At 54.2% G+C, this 17,501-nt stretch carries 14 protein-coding genes; 9 read left to right on the forward strand and 5 right to left on the reverse strand.

All coding sequences use genetic code 11. The features are described 5' to 3' along the window. Nucleotides 1-88: 88 nt before the first annotated feature. Together ACNQ6O_RS14330 and glnA are read right to left on the reverse strand one after the other, a co-directional pair. Nucleotides 89-613, reverse strand: a complete 525-nt coding sequence (locus ACNQ6O_RS14330; RefSeq protein ID WP_418053890.1) for a DUF4124 domain-containing protein — start codon at nt 611-613, stop codon at nt 89-91. Nucleotides 614-808: 195 nt separating this feature from the next. Continuing rightward, entirely contained in the window at nt 809-2,212 is a 1,404-nt protein-coding gene (glnA, locus tag ACNQ6O_RS14335) for a glutamate--ammonia ligase (RefSeq protein ID WP_418053891.1), read from the reverse strand. Between the two features lie 392 nt (nt 2,213-2,604). On the opposite strand from glnA, the gene typA reads away from it, so the two are divergent. The 5 genes from typA to ACNQ6O_RS14360 all read left to right on the forward strand — a co-directional run bounded on the left by typA (nt 2,605) and on the right by ACNQ6O_RS14360 (nt 8,498). After that, nucleotides 2,605-4,416, forward strand: a complete 1,812-nt coding sequence (gene typA, locus ACNQ6O_RS14340) for a translational GTPase TypA (protein WP_418053892.1) — start codon at nt 2,605-2,607, stop codon at nt 4,414-4,416. A gap of 190 nt (nt 4,417-4,606) precedes the next feature. Next, on the forward strand, nt 4,607-5,569 hold the full coding sequence (gene pip, locus ACNQ6O_RS14345) for a prolyl aminopeptidase (RefSeq protein ID WP_418053893.1): 963 nt from the start codon (nt 4,607-4,609) through the stop codon (nt 5,567-5,569). A 109-nt stretch (nt 5,570-5,678) separates the two neighbouring features. Beyond that, nucleotides 5,679-6,134, forward strand: coding sequence for a D-aminoacyl-tRNA deacylase (gene dtd / locus ACNQ6O_RS14350; protein WP_114335819.1), 456 nt, complete (start codon nt 5,679-5,681; stop codon nt 6,132-6,134). 414 nt (nt 6,135-6,548) lie between these two features. Beyond that, nucleotides 6,549-7,544: a porin gene (locus ACNQ6O_RS14355; protein WP_418053894.1), complete on the forward strand. Its 996-nt coding sequence runs from the start codon at nt 6,549-6,551 to the stop codon at nt 7,542-7,544. Nucleotides 7,545-7,637: 93 nt separating this feature from the next. Continuing rightward, on the forward strand, nt 7,638-8,498 hold the full coding sequence (locus tag ACNQ6O_RS14360) for a CYTH domain-containing protein (RefSeq protein ID WP_418053895.1): 861 nt from the start codon (nt 7,638-7,640) through the stop codon (nt 8,496-8,498). Here ACNQ6O_RS14360 and mgtE read toward each other — a convergent pair. Beyond that, the gene (mgtE, locus tag ACNQ6O_RS14365) at nt 8,491-9,846 is read right to left on the reverse strand and encodes a magnesium transporter (protein WP_418053896.1); all 1,356 of its coding nucleotides are present in this window, start codon (nt 9,844-9,846) and stop codon (nt 8,491-8,493) included. The genes ACNQ6O_RS14360 and mgtE overlap by 8 nt on opposite strands. 17 nt (nt 9,847-9,863) lie before the next feature. Beyond that, the gene (locus tag ACNQ6O_RS14370; protein WP_418053897.1) at nt 9,864-11,015 is read right to left on the reverse strand and encodes an ion channel; all 1,152 of its coding nucleotides are present in this window, start codon (nt 11,013-11,015) and stop codon (nt 9,864-9,866) included. An 80-nt stretch (nt 11,016-11,095) separates the two neighbouring features. Here ACNQ6O_RS14370 and glnE point away from each other — a divergent pair, with 80 nt between their 5' ends. From glnE to ACNQ6O_RS14385, 3 genes are all read left to right on the forward strand, one after another. After that, nucleotides 11,096-13,990 (forward strand): bifunctional [glutamate--ammonia ligase]-adenylyl-L-tyrosine phosphorylase/[glutamate--ammonia-ligase] adenylyltransferase, encoded by a 2,895-nt coding sequence (gene glnE, locus ACNQ6O_RS14375; RefSeq protein WP_418053898.1) that lies wholly within the window; start codon nt 11,096-11,098, stop codon nt 13,988-13,990. Between the two features lie 80 nt (nt 13,991-14,070). Next, on the forward strand, nt 14,071-14,997 hold the full coding sequence (locus tag ACNQ6O_RS14380; protein ID WP_418053899.1) for a branched-chain amino acid transaminase: 927 nt from the start codon (nt 14,071-14,073) through the stop codon (nt 14,995-14,997). 87 nt (nt 14,998-15,084) lie between these two features. Beyond that, complete coding sequence (locus tag ACNQ6O_RS14385) at nt 15,085-15,492, forward strand: DUF6165 family protein (protein WP_305897957.1); 408 nt, start codon at nt 15,085-15,087, stop codon at nt 15,490-15,492. An 86-nt stretch (nt 15,493-15,578) separates the two neighbouring features. On the opposite strand, the gene ACNQ6O_RS14390 is transcribed toward ACNQ6O_RS14385, so the two are convergent. Continuing rightward, entirely contained in the window at nt 15,579-16,610 is a 1,032-nt protein-coding gene (locus tag ACNQ6O_RS14390; protein ID WP_418053900.1) for a glycosyltransferase family 9 protein, read from the reverse strand. A 145-nt stretch (nt 16,611-16,755) separates the two neighbouring features. Between ACNQ6O_RS14390 and ACNQ6O_RS14395 the strand changes: the two genes are divergently transcribed. Next, nucleotides 16,756-17,487: a 3-deoxy-D-manno-octulosonic acid kinase gene (locus tag ACNQ6O_RS14395; protein ID WP_418053901.1), complete on the forward strand. Its 732-nt coding sequence runs from the start codon at nt 16,756-16,758 to the stop codon at nt 17,485-17,487. The last annotated feature ends 14 nt before the right edge of the window (nt 17,488-17,501 follow it).

Genomic DNA, 17,501 nt, shown 5'->3' on the forward strand with positions numbered 1-17,501 from the left:
AAGCCTGTAGGTAGCCCGGGTTATGCCCTTTTGTTGCCTACAGTATGGCTTTAATTTGGTGCGGGCGCACTAAATTGGTGCGCCTGGTTTAGCGTGCAATGGATGGCCGGTGAATGGTGAAGCGAACCGGTTGGCTCGATTTTACCTGCACGCCATTGTGATCCACTATGTGAGCGACCGCGCTGTGGGTGCCGCGATCAATATTCTGGACGGTGACGGAGCCCGATGTACTTTGGCCGACTGGTTGGCCGTCGAGTGTGATCTCATATTTGTGGTTGGGTTTCAGGCCGGGCGTACTGTGCACTTGAAAAGTTACGGTGCCGTTGCCGCTATGGAAGGCCTGGTCATCCTGCGGGTAAGCGAAGGCCAAGTCGTCATAAGAAGCGCCTTCGCGCTTAACTTCATCGCGCAGCTTGTCGGTTTCGCGCACGACTTCGGGCTTGGGTAGTGTGATCGTGGTGACGGGTTTTACTTTGACGGCCTCACCACCTTTCATGGGTTCGTCGGAGAAGGTGACATTGCCTTGGGCATCAACGTGGCGGTAGACCTCAGCCCAGCTTGCTGAAGAGGCCAGAAGAAGGATTCCGGATGCGAGCGTGACAAGTGTTTTCATGATCGTGGCCTGTGCTCTGGTTAACTCATTTGATTATCAGGGGCAAGGGCGGTGATATCAACGCTGTGGAGGGCTCGCTTGGTTACATCTCGTTAAGAGCGACAGTTGTTGGGTGGGTTTTGTGGACTCGGCCACAAAAAAAACCCGCCGAGGCGGGTTTTTTTCTGCGTCATGGCACCTTTACGGTGCGATGAGTTAGCAGGAGTAGTACAGCTCGAACTCAACCGGGTGCGTGGTCATGTTGATGCGCTCAACTTCGGCACGCTTCAGGTCGATGTAGCCGGCAATCATGTCTTCGGTGAACACGCCACCACGGGTCAGGAACTCGTGATCATCTTTCAGGGCGTCCAGAGCTTCTTGCAGAGTCTCGGCAACCTTCGGAATGTTCAGAGCTTCTTCTTTCGGCAGGTCGTACAGATCCTTGTCCATGGCATCGCCAGGGTGGATCTTGTTCTGGATGCCGTCTAGGCCGGCCATCATCAGTGCAGAGAAGGCCAGGTACGGGTTAGCGGCCGGATCCGGGAAGCGAACTTCAACACGACGGGCTTTGGCGCTATTCACATACGGGATACGGATAGAGGCAGAGCGGTTGCGGGCTGAGTAGGCCAGCATAACCGGTGCTTCATAACCTGGTACCAGACGCTTGTAGCTGTTGGTGGCCGGGTTGGTGAAGGCGTTGATAGCCTTAGCGTGCTTGATGATGCCGCCAACGTAGTACAGAGCTTCGTCGCTCAGGCCAGCGTAGCTATCACCTGCGAACAGGTTCTTGCCGTCTTTGCTCAGGGACATGTGTACGTGCATGCCGGAACCGTTATCGCCAACAACGGGCTTGGGCATAAAGGTCGCCGTCTTGCCGTACGCGTGGGCAACGTTGTGCACGCAGTACTTCAGGATCTGTACTTCGTCTGCTTTCTTGGTCAGGCTGTTAGGACCGACGCCAATCTCACACTGGCCGGCGGTGCCGACTTCGTGGTGGTGAACCTCAATGGTCAGCCCCATAGATTCCATGGCCGCACACATAGCGCCACGCAGATCGTGCAGGCTGTCTACCGGTGGAACCGGGAAGTAACCGCCTTTAACGCCTGGACGATGGCCGATGTTGTTGCGGTCGAAGTCTTCGCCGGATACCCAGGCGGCTTCTTCCGAGTAGAGCTCGTACATAGAGCCCTGCATGTCGGTCTTCCATTTTGCGGAATCAAAGATGAAGAACTCAGGCTCCGGGCCGAACAGGGCGCCGTCAGCGATGCCGGTGGATTTCAGGTATTCCTCAGCACGCTGAGCAACAGAGCGTGGGTCACGCTCGTAACCTTGCATGGTGGTGGGTTCCACGATGTCGCAGGTAATGTTGATGGTGGTTTCTTCAGTGAACGGATCCAGTACGGAGCTGCTGTCATCCGGCATCAGGATCATGTCTGATTCGTTGATGCCTTTCCAGCCAGCGATGGAAGAACCGTCGAACATCTTGCCGTCGGCAAAGAAGTCTTCGTCTACCTCAGAGGCAGGCAGAGTTACGTGTTGCTCTTTACCGCGGGTGTCGGTGAAACGCAGGTCGACCCATTTGACTTCGTGTTCTTTGATCAAATCAACAGTCTTGGACATTGTGCATGCTCCGTAAGTTATACATATTCGTTGTGCCGGATCGTTCAGTGTACTGAGGCCCGATCTGCTTGCAGGTGAGGGAAGCTTATCAGAAGCCGGTGGCCCTTACCTTTCAATTGCGGCTGTTTATACTTAAGCAAGGGCCTTGCCAGTTTGCCGATATTGCCTCACAAAAGCGCAGTTGCAGGGCTTTCGAGCCATGCCGGGGCGTCAGCGGCACAGTTTTGTGCGTTTTTAATCGTTTAATTGTGCGCCAAAATGGTGCGCCTTGGCCGTAAATGCCTAATAACAGTGCGCTTCGTGATTGATTACATATTAAGCACTAATCTTCATATTATCGACATGGACTTTTCGATATACTGCGTCCCGCTAATTTCTGCAGGATACCAGTTGTGATTGATAAGCTTAGAAACGTTGCCATTATTGCCCACGTAGACCACGGTAAAACGACCCTGGTTGACCAATTGTTGCGCAAGTCCGGAACTTTGGACCGTAAAGAGCTCGAAAGCGAGCGCGTTATGGATTCCAACGATCAGGAAAAAGAGCGTGGAATTACCATTCTGGCGAAGAACACTGCGCTGAAGTGGAAAGACTACGACATCAACATCGTGGACACCCCGGGACACGCTGATTTCGGTGGCGAAGTTGAGCGAGTCATGAGCATGGTAGACAGTGTTCTGCTCGTGGTCGATTCGATTGACGGCCCGATGCCACAAACCCGCTTTGTAACGCAAAAAGCGTTCGCAGCGGGCTTGCGTCCGATTGTTGTGGTAAACAAGATTGACCGTCCTGGTGCTCGCCCGGACTGGGTCGTAGACCAGGTGTTTGATCTGTTTGATAACCTTGGCGCTACTGATGAACAGCTTGACTTCCCGATCGTATACGCCAGTGCCTTGAACGGCATTGCAGGTATGGATCACGAAGACATGCAAGACAACATGGACGCCGTTTTCCAGGCCATCGTGGATTTCGTACCAGCACCCGACGTGGATTTGGAACTGCCGTTCCAAATGCAGATTTCCCAGCTGGACTACAACAGCTTCTTGGGTGTGATCGGTATTGGCCGTATCGCGCGCGGTAAAGTGTCTACCAACACTCCGGTAGTTGCGATCGGCGCTGACGGTAAAAAGCGTAACGGCCGAATCCTCAAGATCATGGGTCACTCCGGTTTGCAGCGTGTCGAAGTTGACGAAGCTCAGGCTGGCGACATTGTGTGTGTGAGCGGCTTGGATCAGCTCTTCATCTCTGACACCTTGTGTGATCCTTCTAATGTTGAAGCGCTGCCCGCACTGACCGTTGATGAACCGACGGTTTCGATGACCTTCCAGGTCAACGATTCGCCGTTTGCCGGTAAAGAAGGTAAGTACGTAACCAGTCGCAATATTAAAGAGCGTCTGGAAAAAGAGTTGCTGCACAACGTAGCTCTGCGTGTTGAAGAAGGTGACTCCGCAGACAAATTCAAAGTGTCTGGCCGTGGTGAGCTGCACCTGTCGGTACTGATCGAAAACATGCGTCGCGAAAACTTCGAGCTGGCGGTTGGTCGTCCGGAAGTGGTGATCAAAGAAGTAGACGGTGAGAAGCAAGAGCCGTACGAAAACGTGATCATCGACATCGAAGAGCAGCACCAAGGCCCCATTATGGAGCAAATGGGTCTGCGTCGTGGCGATATGACCAACATGATCCCGGACGGCAAAGGCCGCATGCGCTTGGAATACACCATTCCTGCCCGTGGTTTGATTGGTTTCCGGAACGCCTTCCTGACCATGACCTCCGGTACCGGTATCCTTACTTCGACCTTCAGTCATTACGGTCCTGTGAAGCTGGGTGAAGTGACCAGCCGTCAAAACGGTGTCATTGTTTCCATGGCCACCGGCACTGCGCTGACTTACTCGCTGGAAACCCTGCAGAGCCGAGGCAAGTTGTTCCTTGAGCCGGGCCAGGAAATCTACGAAGGACAGCTATGTGGTATTCACAGCCGCGATAACGATCTGGTGGTTAACCCGACCAAGGGTAAGAAGCTGGATAACATGCGTGCGTCTGGTAAGGACGAAGTGATCGGCCTGGTGCCGCCCATCAAGCATACGCTTGAACAGGCGCTTGAGTTTATTGACGACGACGAGCTGGTGGAAGTAACGCCCAAGTCGATCCGTCTGCGTAAAAAGCTTCTGACCGAAAACGAGCGTAAGCGCGCCGGTAAGAAGTAAGGCACGGTTGGCCCGGAGTGGTGCGGGCATTCACGAGAAGTTCAGGGAAAGCGCAGCCTTTCCCTTCGTGTTTGTCTCTCTGCTCCGGGTCGATTGCCTTTCGAGTTTTTCTGACACCTCTCTCGTTAATGCTGTAATCCCTTTCGCCATTCTCGGCTAGACTACCGTTAGTCATTTAACGGAGTCGGTTATGCTCAGTCTTTATCCTGAAATCCAGCCCTATGCTCGTCACCGTCTTGCCGTGGATGACGTTCATGAACTGTATCTGGAAGAATCTGGCAATCCTGAGGGTACGCCTGTGCTGGTGGTGCATGGTGGGCCGGGCGGAGGCTGCGAGGATTATCACCGTCGGTTCTTTGATGCCGAACGTTGTCGGATCATTTTGCTCGATCAGCGTGGCGCTGGACGGTCGACCCCGCTGGCGGAGTTGGAAGGCAACTGCACGGCCAATTTAGTGGCCGATATGGAAGCCGTGCGGCAGTTTCTGGGTGTGGATCGCTGGTTGTTGTTCGGAGGGAGCTGGGGTTCAACGCTCAGCCTTGTTTATGCGCAAGCTCACCCGGAACGGGTGTTGGGGCTGGTGCTGAGAGGGATCTTTCTCTGCCGGCCGCGGGATATTCAGTGGTTTTATCAGGAGGGGGCCAGTCGGATATTTCCTGATTATTGGAAAGAGTATCTGGCGCCCATCCCAGAGGCTGAGCGAAGCGATATGGTAACGGCCTATTATCGGCGCCTAACCAGTAGTAATGAGTTGGAGCAGATCCAAGCCGCCAAAGCTTGGTCGGTGTGGGAAGGGCGCTGCGCCACCCTGCAGCCGAACCCAAAGGTGGTTGAGCATTTCGGCCATCCGCATGTGGCCATCGCCCTGGCCCGAATTGAGTGTCATTACTTCATGAATCAAGGTTTTTTAGAACCGGGTCAAATTATAAGAGACGCACAAAAGCTGGCGGAGATTCCGGGTGTTATCGTGCACGGTCGATATGACATGGTGTGCCCATTGGATAATGCGCTGGCTCTTAGTGCGGCGTGGCCTGAAGCCGAATTGCAAATCATTCGCGATGCCGGCCATTCAGCTTCCGAGCCTGCAATTGTGGACGCGCTGATTCGTGGAGTCGAACAAGTTATCGCCAAAGGCACGCCTTCAGCTGGTTGATTATTAGACTTTTTGTTAACTTGGCGGGGTTGCGACCTTTGAGTGGCCTCTATACACTTTGGTGCATTACGGTGTTTTAACCCCGCGAGCCGAGTTGCCAAGGGACTAAATGAAAGGATTGATCCAGCGAGTATCCGAGGCAAGTGTTGCCGTAGGGGGCCATCAGATTGCCAGCATTGGCAATGGGCTCTTATTACTCTTGGGCGTGGAAAGGAATGACGCATCAAAAGAGGCAAAGGAACTGTGCCGGAAAATTCTCTCATACCGGATTTTCCCCGATGAGCAGGGCCGGATGAACGTGAACGTTCAGGACTCCGGTGGCTCGCTTTTAATTGTTCCCCAGTTCACCTTAGCGGCGGATACTTCCTCCGGAACCCGGCCAGGCTTTTCTCTGGCGGCTTCCCCGGACGTGGCAAATCGTTTGTATGAGGAGTTTGTGGCCGAGGCGAAGAGCCTGTTGGGGGCTGAGCGTGTGCAAACCGGCGAGTTCGGGGCAGATATGAAAGTGGCGTTAGTGAACGATGGCCCGGTTACCTTTTTGTTGGAAGTGGGTGGGTCAAAATAGGTCATTTTAACGCCGACGTAATAATGCCCATGATCAGGGCGTAGCTTGGGGTTCCCGGGTGCTGATATCTGATCTTAGGGCGCTCGCGACAAGTGACCAGTTTTGTAACGTGTTGGTTGGAAAGATAATAGTGGATTTAGGTCTGAATTTTGCGATGCTAGGCTCTAATTGTCGTAAGTATGGACGGACACACAAGTTTTGAATCTGGGGCTTGTTTAGGTTAAAAAATAGCCGCTAAAAATTTGCAAAAATGTAATTGTTGTATTAAAACAGGATCATCACAGGGAACTTTAACAGAGTTCTGTAAGTGACTGAGAATCAAGGCCTGCTGTTCGCCTTGTTGGGATAAAAAGAAAAGATCGGGCCTTAAGACCCGTCGAAGAACCTGAGTTAACTCACAAAGGAAGATGCAACATGAAAAAAACTATTCTTGCTTCTGCTATCGCAGCTGCAACCTTCTCTGGCGCTGCTCTGGCCCAAGAAAGCAACCTGCCGACTGTTTACGGTAACATCCAGTACGCTCTGACCCACAACAACGTTGATGGCGGCAGCAGTGACATCGCTCACAACGACAACGGTTCCACTATCGGTGTGAAGCACGACCATGAAATCGCACCAGGTATTACCGGCTTTCTGAAGATTGAGCTTGACGGTATTGATGCTGATGACAAATCAAAAGGTCGTGGTCGGATCAAGCTGGACGAAGCTTACATCGGTGTGAAGGGTGATAACTTCGGTCAGGTGTGGGTTGGCTCTGATGACTCTCTGTATGAGTCTACTATCGACCGTATCGTTAACTACTACGAAGTGGCCAAGTACAACATCGGTGGTAGCTACACCACAGGTGAAGGCGATTTGATTCAGTACATGACGCCTTCTTTCGGTGGTTTGAAGCTGGGTGCTGCGGTTCAGATCAATGGTGATGGCGATGCGCAATCTGGTGGCAAGAGCTACCCATACCAGTTGGCAGCTATCTACTCCGTTGATGCGCTGACTCTTGCTTTTGCTATGGACTCTAACGATGGCGCTACATCGTATTCTTCCAGCACAGCTGAAGCTCCGAAGAACAACGAAAACACCTACGGTGTGCGTGTAGCATACGCCGCAGATGCTTTTGGTGCTTCACTTGAGTATCAGACTCGTAAAGATGCCTACGACATTGTTGGTGTTCAAGGTACCTACACTCTGGGCAAAAACGTGTTCGCGCTGTCATACGAGCTGGCAGAAGCTGACGGTGTAAGCGGCGACGCCAAGATGGACACTGTTGCTCTGCAGGCGCTGCATAACCTGTCAGATAACATGTACGTCTACGTTGAAGGCAACCTGGCCGGCGGTGATGACGGAGTTTACGGTGTTGCTAACAAGAGCGAAGCTTCAGCTGTCTCTGTTGGTGCTACCTACTACTTCTGATCAGCTAACCAGCTAATCCAGTAGTATCGAAAACCGGTGACTTAGGTCACCGGTTTTTGTATTTTTAGCCCCTCCGTTTTTCAGGAATTCCCTATGGCTACCGAGCTCGAAATCAAACTCACCTTGTCAGAGCAATCCCAAACCAACGCGCTTGCATGGTTGCTGGCCCAGCCGGAAGCTTCCGAAGGCCCGAGAAAAACGCTGATCAATCGCTACTACGACACCCCGAACGCAGCACTCAATCTCGCCAGAGCAGCATTGCGCGTGCGTGAGACTGGCGGCCGTTACATACAAACCCTGAAAACCCAAGGCGAGTTTGTGGACGGTGCTCATCGTCGAGAAGAGTGGGAGTGGGAGATACCGAGCGCTGATCTGGACTTGTCGTTACTCGAGCAAACCCCGCTGAACGATCAGTTGGATTTATCCGAGCTGAAGCTGGCTTTCGAAACCAATTTCACTCGTCAGATTGTGATGCTGAATACCGCTGACGCCGTGATCGAGGTGGCGGTGGATTTCGGAGAGATTGTGGGCAGTGGCTGTGCAAGGCCGCTGCACGAAGTGGAGTTCGAGCTGAAGTCCGGCGCGCCATCATCACTGATGGTCTGGGCAACGGCGTTGGCCCGTGAAGTTCCGGTGTTCCTCAATCTGGTGAGTAAGGCGGAGCAGGGTTACCACCTTGCCGGTATTCATCAGCCGACACTTGCCCAATGTCCCGAGGCGCTATCCGTGACGGCCTTTCTGCACCAGTTAAGTCTCGCTTGGCTACTTCAGGAGTCCGTTTCCTTCTCGGCTGAGTCGTTGCGATCTGTGCAAAGAGAAGCAGGTAAAGCGGGCCTCCAGGCTGTGTGGGATCAGCTCATGCCTGAATTGATCCGTGGTGCCGCCGTTCCTGACCTCGTTCAACGAGCTCCCCGCATCGGCGAGCTGCAACTCGCGATCGCCTCCGCTAGCTGATATCGAGCAAGGCGGTGGCAATGCTGAAGTAAATCAGCACGCCACTTACGTCCGCAATGGTCGTGATCAGCGGTGTGCTGGCGGTCGCTGGGTCAAACTTCAGTTTGTCGAGCAGGAAGGGCAGCAGCATGCCGATCAGGCTGCCTACCATTACCACCACAATCATGGTGACCGCAACGACTCCCGCTATTTCGGGGCTGGCCCTTAGTAGCCCAACCACCATCACGGCCGCAGCCATCGTGAGGCCAAGGCCGGTGGATACTAATGTTTCTTTGCCCAGTAGGCGTCCCCAGTCGGCAACGGTGACATCGCCCGTGGCCATGCCTCGAACCATCAAGGTGGCTGATTGAGCTCCAGCATTACCCGCGCTGGCGACTAACAGAGGCATGAAGAAGAGCAGAGCAATGTGTTCGGAAATGATCTCCTCGAAATAGGCGATGCCCGCGCCGGTAAAGATATTGGCGAACACCAGAATTACCAGCCACTGTACGCGTGAGCGATACAGGGAAAATGGGGAGGCGTCTCGAAGAGTGCCGGTGAGTTTGCCGACCGTCGCCCCTTTGTGCATGTCTTCGGTGGCCTCGGCTTCGGCGGCATCCATGGCGTCATCGTAGGTCACGATGCCGACCAGTCGGTTGTCGTGATCCACGATCGGCAGGGCGAGTAAGTCGTACCGCGAAATCAATCGCGCCACTTCTTCCTGGGAAGTGTCGGTATTGGCAGTCACCAAACCAGTCGCGATCAGGTCGTTGACCGAAGTGCTGGGCATTGCCGTGATCAGGTTCCTCAGAGAAACCGCGCCCAGCAGAGTATGGTTATCGTCGACCACATAGGCGTGATAGATGGTCTCTTTGTCGGGGGCGGTGTTTCTCAGCAGGTCGATGGCAGCGCTGGCGGTTACGCCGGTGCTGATCATCGCGTATTCAGAACTCATCAGCGCCCCAGCGGTGCCTTCTTCAAAGCTTGTCAGGCGTCGCAGGTCTTCTCGCTCTTTGCTGGCGAGCGACTGAAGCAGGGTGTGTTGTTTGTTTTCGTCCAATAGGTGGAAGAAATCGGCCCGCTCGTCCGACGGCATGGCCGTTACCAGCTCGGTCAGGCTGCGCGTGGGTAGTTGGTTGGATATCAGCGTTTGGGTTGCCGGGCCGATGTACCCAAGTACTTTGGCTCCGCTCTCCGTGGACAATGCCTTTATCAGACGAATGCCGGCATCGGCTTCGGGATGCGCCTCGATGAAATCAGCTAAGTCCGCTGCGTTGAACGTAGCGGCAGCTGACTGTATCTCGCTGTCGTCGTTCGCTGCGAGCGCTGTAACTAATGGCTGGAAGAATTCAGCGTCCAGAAATGACATCGATGACCCCGTTGGTTCTATTTATGATGTTCCGCGCCATTGCCCTGCAGCTCGCGCCACTTCATGAGGAATTCTCGATACCGGTCCAAGGCTTCTTCCACCACGGTCACGGTCGGAGTGTCGCTGGAGCTTACCAATACGATCAGTCCTTTGCCTTCCACTTCTTTATTGGAGGCCGGGTGGCAGATCACCTCGTTATCATGGTCGATATAGGCCAGAGCCGTTCCGATGCCGTGACGGACGAGCGCGCTGACGATGTCAGCCCAAGTCAGATCGTCCAGTTCGAGCTCATAGCGATGAGGGTGGTCGCGTTCGTAATTGAACATGTCCTCGAGGACTTTCTCGGACCCTGGCGCGACCACAGCGCGCACCATGATTTCCGGGTAGGTGCGCACGGGGCGGATGACGGTGCGCACGCCGAGGGTCTTGAAACGATCGCGGTTGTTGTCACTGACGCATTCGGCCGTTGTGCGATGACCCAGGTTGGATTCTGTCAGACGGTGTGCGATGTCGAAGGTCAGGCTGTCCGAAAAAGCATCGGTTTCATCTGCGGCCAGCACGATAATGTGCCGAGCGTCGCCCGCGTGTACGGCTTTGAGTGCTTCCGGGTCGTTACCGGCGCCGTGAAAATGCACCATGCCGCAATCTCTTAGCTCTGCTGGCAAACCACCGGGAAACTGGCGAGTCAGCAGTATGATGGGCACGGTATGGTATTCCGGAATCGAGCGAATTTGAGAGGCGAAGCGCATGAAGTACTGCTCGCCTCCGCTTCGGGGCGTATTGATGATTACGATGTGGTCTTTCATATTGTAGATCCAGCGTCCAGTCAGGATTCGTTCACGGCGGTAGAAGCGGTATTCAATATAGTCGCTCACAATCAAGGTCAGCAGGGTGATGGCCGATATAAACATCAGTAATACCGTACTGATGCGGCCAATGGCGGTCACCGGCGCGAAGTCACCGTAGCCAACGGTTACCAGAGTCGTCATGGTCAGCCAGAAGGCTTCCAGAAACGTCAGTGGCTCGACCGCCCAAAGAATCAGAATTTGAGCGCTCACCAGCAGTGCAAGCGCAAGGAAAAGCCGTTTGACACGCTGACGTATCAGGCCTCCCATGGGCAGGTGCGACTGGGTATGCTCCGGATTTAGCGGTCGCTTGTTTCTCATCATTGGTGTCGGGGCCTGTTCAGTCCTTGGCGAGTTCGTTATACAGTACTCGGAATATATCAGAGAGATAAGGGAGTTGCGTTATGTCCGAGCCTTGGGAATCGTTGCCAGCAACGCTTGCTGATGATGTGTCGGCCTGCTGGTCATCGGTATTTCCGGGCGGCGTGCCGAGCTGGCTGGCCGTGGTATCCGAGGCGGACATTGCCGAGGCGTTGGCGCGCAGCGTGTTCTTGCGCCAAACGCTTGAGCGCCACTCTGATTTCATGCGCGACGCTTTCGCCGCTCGCCCTATCACCGAGCCTACCACCGAAGCGTGGCTGACGGAACGCTGGGCCAGCTACCAGGAAGGCGTAGACGCAGAGCCCGCTCTGCATAGCGCTTTGCGCCGCTTCCGCCGTGAGGTGCAGTTTCGCGTTATCTGGCGGGATTTAATGGGGTGGGCAGACCTTCAAGAAACCATGCTGGCCACCAGCGCCTTTGCCGACGTCTGTATTGATGGCGGGCTGGACTGGCTCTACGCCAAAGCCTGCCATGAATTTGGTACGCCTTGGGGTAAAGATCCAGTAACGGGGGAGGAGTCACCCCAGAAAATGGTCGTGCTGGGGATGGGCAAGCTTGGCGGCCGAGAGCTGAACGTTTCCTCGGATATAGATCTGATCTTTGCCTTTCCTTCGAACGGCGAAACCCAAGGTGGTCGCCGTGCCTTGGATAATCAACAGTTTTTCATCCGGCTAGGGCAGCGGCTGATTCAGGCGTTGGACCAGATTACCGCTGACGGGTTTGTATTCCGTGTAGATATGCGGCTGCGGCCCTATGGTCAGAGTGGTGCGTTGGCGCTGAGCTTCGCGGCATTGGAAACCTACTATCAGGACCAAGGCCGTGACTGGGAACGCTACGCCATGGTGAAGGCTCGGGTGGTCGCCGGTGACCAACGCGCGGGAGCGATTCTGATTGAGAGTTTGCGGCCGTTCGTTTACCGGAAATACATCGACTTCAGTGCGTTCGAATCGCTCCGCAACATGAAAGCAATGATTGGCCGGGAGGTTCGGCGCAAGGGGCTGGAAGACAATATCAAGCTGGGTAGCGGCGGCATTCGGGAAATCGAGTTTGTGGTGCAAGCGTTTCAGCTTATCCGCGGCGGTCGTGATCGAGAGCTGCAGCAGCGGGAATTGCTGAAAATTCTCAAAGAATTGGAAGAATTAGAGTTGTTGCCCTCACCAGTGGTGAATGAGCTGCGTGAAGCCTATGTGTTCTTGAGGAATATCGAACATGCCCTGCAAGGGGTGGAAGATAAACAGACCCAAACACTGCCGGATAACCCTCTGTGCCAGGCTCGTATCGCACGCATCATGGGGTTTGACGACTGGGCTGCTTGTGAGTCGGCGTTAGCGGCGCATCGAGAGCGGGTGGCACTGCACTTTGCCAACATCATCGCCACCGAAGATGAAGAGGGTGACGGCGATGCCGCGGTGGACGATGGCTGGTTTGAACTGTGGCTGTCGGAAATGGATCAACCTGCAGCCATTGAGTGGCTGGCCGAGCAAGGCTACGAAAACCCGGAGGGCAGTTACAAATTGCTGGCGGCCCTGCACGATGGCCGTACCGTGCAAACGATGCAAACCCAAGGGCGGAAACGCCTGAATCAGTTTATGCCGCTGTTGCTGAGCGCGTTGACCGACGTTGAGAATGCCTCGGAAACGTTGGAGCGGGTGTTGCAGTTGGTTGAGGCAATTCTGCGCCGGACGGCCTACATGGTCTTGCTGGTGGAAAACCCGAATGCGCTCACCCAGCTGGTGGGGCTGTGCAGTGAAAGCCCGTGGATTGCCAAGTTGCTGGCGGACACGCCGCTGCTGCTGGACGAGCTACTGAACGCCGAGAGTTTGTACAGCCCGCCGGCGAAAGAAGCGTTGCAGGATGATTTGCGCCAGCAAATGCTTCGGATTCCATACGAAGATCTCGAAGAACAGATGGAGTCTCTTCGGCACTTCAAAAAAGCGCATACCTTGCGGGTAGCAGCCTCTGAGATCAAAGGTACCTTGCCGCTGATGAAGGTGAGTGATTACCTGACCTGGATTGCGGAAGTGGTGCTGGATCATGTGGTGGATGTGGCTTTCTCGAATCTAGTGAGTCGGCACGGACGTCCACAACGTTCGGATGGAACAGCTTGCGATACCGACTTCGCGATATTGGGTTACGGCAAGCTGGGTGGTATCGAGTTGGGTTATACGTCGGACCTTGATTTGGTGTTTGTGCATCAGTCCGACCCGCTCTTGACCACCGACGGCGAAAAGCCGATCGATAATGCCATCTTCTACACGCGCCTTGGCCAGCGTATTGTGCACATTCTCAGCACGCAAACACCGTCTGGACAGTTGTACGAAGTGGATATGCGTTTAAGGCCTTCCGGCAACTCGGGACTGTTGGTCAGCACGCTTCAGTCGTTTGAGAAATACCAGCAGAATGATGCATGGACTTGGGAGCACCAAGCGTTGGCGCGCGCTCGAGGTGTGGCGGGGTGTCGAGATACCTTGGCCGCGTTCGAGCGGGTTCGGCATGACATTTTGTGTACCAAGCGTGATAAGCCGGCGCTGCGTAAGGAAGTGGTCGACATGCGGGAGAAGATGCGTGCCAATCTTGGAACGCCAGAGGCCAAAAGAGCCGAGGAATTTCATGTTAAACACGATCTCGGCGGCATTGTGGACATTGAGTTCATGGTGCAATACCTGATGCTGGCCTGGAGTGCCGAGCACCCGGAGCTGACCCAGTGGAGCGATAACATTCGCCAATTAGAGGAGTTAGGACGGGCCGGAGTGCTCGACGTGGCGGACACTGAGAAGCTACGTGAGGCATACATTACCTTGCGATCCACTATCCACCGGCGGGCGCTGCAGAACCTGAGCAGTCGCGTGGAGGGGGAAAGATTTGCTGATGAGCGTGTTTATATCGAAAAGATGTGGAAAAAAGTCATGCTTGGTTAGCAAGCTAAATTTATTTCTGGCGAGTATTCCTGCTAGAATGCGAGTTCCCCGAAAATCGCTTTTTTAGGAGCAGAAAAGAAATGTCGATGGCTGATCGCGATGGCGTTATCTGGCTGGATGGTGAAATGGTTCCTTGGCGTGATGCCAAAACCCACGTCCTTACCCATACCTTGCACTACGGCCTAGGCTGTTTTGAAGGGGTGCGAGCCTACAATACCGCTAATGGCCCGGCGATTTTCCGCCTAAAAGAGCACACCGACCGCTTGTTCCGCTCGGCTCACATCCTGAACATGAAGATGCCGTTCAGCAAAGATGAGATCAACGAAGCCCAGCGTGCCGCCGTTCGCGAAAACAATCTGGACGAAGCTTACCTGCGCCCTATGGTGTTTTTGGGTTCTGAAGGCATGGGTCTTCGTGCTGATAACTTGCAAGTGCATGTGATGGTTGCCGCCTGGAGTTGGCCCTCGTACATGTCGCCTGAGGCCAAAGAAGTGGGCATCAAGGTGCGTACGTCTTCTTATACTCGTCACCACGTCAACATCACCATGTGTAAGGCGAAGGCCAACGGTAACTACATCAACTCCATGCTGGCGTTGAACGAAGCTATCTCTGGCGGTGCTGAAGAAGCTTTGTTGCTGGATAACGAAGGTTATGTCGCGGAAGGTTCCGGCGAGAATATCTTCATCGTTCGTGATGGCGTTCTGCACACTCCTGAGCTGACATCGTGCCTGGAAGGTATCACCCGCGCCACCATCATCGATTTCGCCAAAGAACTTGGCTTGCAGGTGAAAGAGCGCCGCATTACCCGTGACGAAGTGTACGTTGCGGAAGAGGCCTTCTTCACCGGTACCGCCGCCGAAGTACTGCCAATCCGCGAACTGGATGGCCGTACCATCGGCGAAGGCAAGCGTGGCCCGATCACGGAAAAGCTTCAGAGCATGTATTTTGATGCGGTTAAGGGTAAGCTGGCTCAGCATTCTGAGTGGCTGACCCACGTTAAAGGTTAAGACAGTTAGCTGTTCCAAGGTGGCCGCCGGTGCTTTCAGTTCCGGCGGCTTCGCTATATTGAACTCACGGAAAAACAGGGCAAGACAATGGCAGACGTAATCAAGGTACCGGTTTCTTTCGGTGAAGTGTTGGATAAGATCACGATCCTTGAAATCAAATCCGAGCGCATTAAAGACGAAGCGAAGGTCAAGAACGTGCGTTTGGAGCTTGATGAGCTGAGCGCAACTTGGGACGAAGCAGTAAAAGACAAGGCTGCTGAGATTGCCGATTTGCGTAAGCAGCTTAAAGCGGTGAACGAAGAGCTGTGGGTAATTGAAGACGATATCCGTGACGAAGAAGCGGACCAGAACTTCGGCCCACGTTTTATTGAGCTCGCTCGTGCGGTCTATGTCACCAACGACAAGCGTGCAGCCATCAAGAAGGAAGTGAACCTGGCGCTAGGTTCGCGCTTTGTAGAAGAGAAGTCTTATCAGGATTACACCGCCCGTAAATAAAACTTGCGGTACAGCGCTCGCTGAAGCTACTGAGCGGCCGTTAATCCGGCCGTGTTTTGGAGCTTCAGCGAGTTTGTTTTGGGTGATCAGCTGTTTTCGGTCGCCCAGCGGTCCAGCATTTCGGTAGCGTCCTTGACGGACACAAGTTCCATCGCCCCCTCGAATTCTGCCTTTGCGCCCCAGCGCGCTTCCTCTACGGTTTTACCTGTGAACTTTTGCAGTGCTTCCGGGTAGCGGTTTACGCACCATTTCAGAGAATTGTAGGGCCCTGAGCGGTTGGGATTGCTGGCGGCGAAAATGCCTAAGACGTCGGTATTCACCGAGCTTGCAATATGAGCAGGGCCGGTATCCGGTGCAACGACAAGGTCAGCTTCGCTCATCATGGCTGTGAGCTGCTTCAAAGTGTCTTTGCCGCAAATGTTGTGGGCCATGTGCTTCATGGCGCTTTCGATGGCGGTGCAGTACTCTGCCTCAAAAGGTGCCGGACTGCCCACGAGAATGACCTTCATGCCGTAAGCTTCAATGGCATAGTCCGCAAGCTGCGCGTAGCGTTCCGCCGGCCAGTTCCTCAGCGTGTGGCTGGCGCAGGGGCTGATGATCAGGTTTTTACGGTCTGCGGCCAGGTGACTGCGCGCAAATTCATGATCGGCGTCTGACAGTGGGATGTGCCATTGGGGTGGGGCGGCTTTGAGCCCCAATGGTTCCAGGAAGCTCGCCAGACAATCCCTGACGTGCTGCTGTGGCGCCGGAGCAATACGCTTGTTGATAAACAAGCTGTGTAGGTCTTTGCTGCGAGCTTTGTCGTAGCCGACCTTGATCTTGGCCGGGATCAACGCAGCTGCGAGGTTCGCTCTCAAGGCGACCTGCATGTGCAGCAAGGCATCAAACTTTCGGCCTTTCATTTGCTGCCGCAGGTCCGCGTAGCCCTGCCGACCGGCCTTCTTGTCGAAGATAATGAACTCGACACCCGGCAGGTCGCCAATTAGCTTGGCTTCGATTTTACCAATGACCCAGGTGATTTGGACGCCGGGTAGCTGTTCTTGGAGGCTCAGAACAACCGGAATGACGTGAGTGACGTCGCCGATGGCGGATAGGCGGAGGATACAGATGGAATTCATTGATTTAAGATCCGTTTACTAATCTTTCACTGCTGGATGTGGAGCCCGGGAGGGCTCGTTGGTAAACTGAGCGCCAGTTTAGCCCAAAGGGCTTTCAACGTCTTTATCCAGCACCGATCAGTACCTGCCTCGGAGAACCCAGTTTGTGAACCCAGCCGCGAGCCGAATTACGCCTCCTGATCAACGAAAGCTAGTGGTTGCTGAAGCCTTTCATGGTGTTTCTGAAGCATGGTTTCATCCCGAATACTGGGGTGTCAGTGCGGAACCCGTCTCGTCTGGGGGACGGGGTGGCGCTTGGTTTATACGCCGAGACACTGACAATATCGTGCTTCGACACTACCGGCGAGGCGGGCTTATGTCCCGGATTGCCAAGAAAACCTACTTTTTTACGGGGTTTGATCGCGCGCGGTCTGTGGCTGAGCATCGCTTACTGGAACAGTTGCATGCTGCAGGCTTGCCTGTACCAGAACCTGTCGCTGCAATTGTGTGGAGGTATCGCCTATTTTGGTATCAGGCGGCCATTTTGATCAAGCGCATACCGGGTGCGGTAACGTTTGCCGATTGTGCGTCTATTACTAATGAGCATCTATGGCGAAGGTTGGGTAAGGTGATTCGCCAGTTTCACGATCATGGTTTGGATCATGTGGATTTGAATTGTGACAACATTTTGGTGGCGGGCGAAGGTATTTATCTGATTGATTTCGATCGATGCAGACTAGTGGCGTCGGGCGACAATAAACTGAGTTCTCCGTGGCGCCAGAAAAACTTGAGTCGTTTACGTCGTTCTGTTGAGAAACGTTGTACGCACCTGAGCGATGAACAACGACAAGCGTACTGGGACGTTTTGCTCCATGCCTATCAGCATGAAGAACGTTAATTTGATGTTTTAGA

The sequence above is a fragment of the Marinobacter sp. SBS5 genome, from assembly GCF_048285575.1.
In the GTDB taxonomy this organism is placed as follows: domain Bacteria; phylum Pseudomonadota; class Gammaproteobacteria; order Pseudomonadales; family Oleiphilaceae; genus Marinobacter.

Coding starts and splice junctions, on each gene's coding strand:
- ACNQ6O_RS14330 (WP_418053890.1), bottom strand. CDS start 613: ATGAAAACACTTGTCACGCTCGCATCCGGAATCCTTCTTCTGGCCTCT.
- glnA (WP_418053891.1), bottom strand. CDS start 2,212: ATGTCCAAGACTGTTGATTTGATCAAAGAACACGAAGTCAAATGGGTC.
- pip (WP_418053893.1), top strand. CDS start 4,607: ATGCTCAGTCTTTATCCTGAAATCCAGCCCTATGCTCGTCACCGTCTT.
- dtd (WP_114335819.1), top strand. CDS start 5,679: ATGAAAGGATTGATCCAGCGAGTATCCGAGGCAAGTGTTGCCGTAGGG.
- ACNQ6O_RS14355 (WP_418053894.1), top strand. CDS start 6,549: ATGAAAAAAACTATTCTTGCTTCTGCTATCGCAGCTGCAACCTTCTCT.
- ACNQ6O_RS14360 (WP_418053895.1), top strand. CDS start 7,638: ATGGCTACCGAGCTCGAAATCAAACTCACCTTGTCAGAGCAATCCCAA.
- mgtE (WP_418053896.1), bottom strand. CDS start 9,846: ATGTCATTTCTGGACGCTGAATTCTTCCAGCCATTAGTTACAGCGCTC.
- ACNQ6O_RS14370 (WP_418053897.1), bottom strand. CDS start 11,015: ATGATGAGAAACAAGCGACCGCTAAATCCGGAGCATACCCAGTCGCAC.
- glnE (WP_418053898.1), top strand. CDS start 11,096: ATGTCCGAGCCTTGGGAATCGTTGCCAGCAACGCTTGCTGATGATGTG.
- ACNQ6O_RS14380 (WP_418053899.1), top strand. CDS start 14,071: ATGTCGATGGCTGATCGCGATGGCGTTATCTGGCTGGATGGTGAAATG.
- ACNQ6O_RS14385 (WP_305897957.1), top strand. CDS start 15,085: ATGGCAGACGTAATCAAGGTACCGGTTTCTTTCGGTGAAGTGTTGGAT.
- ACNQ6O_RS14390 (WP_418053900.1), bottom strand. CDS start 16,610: ATGAATTCCATCTGTATCCTCCGCCTATCCGCCATCGGCGACGTCACT.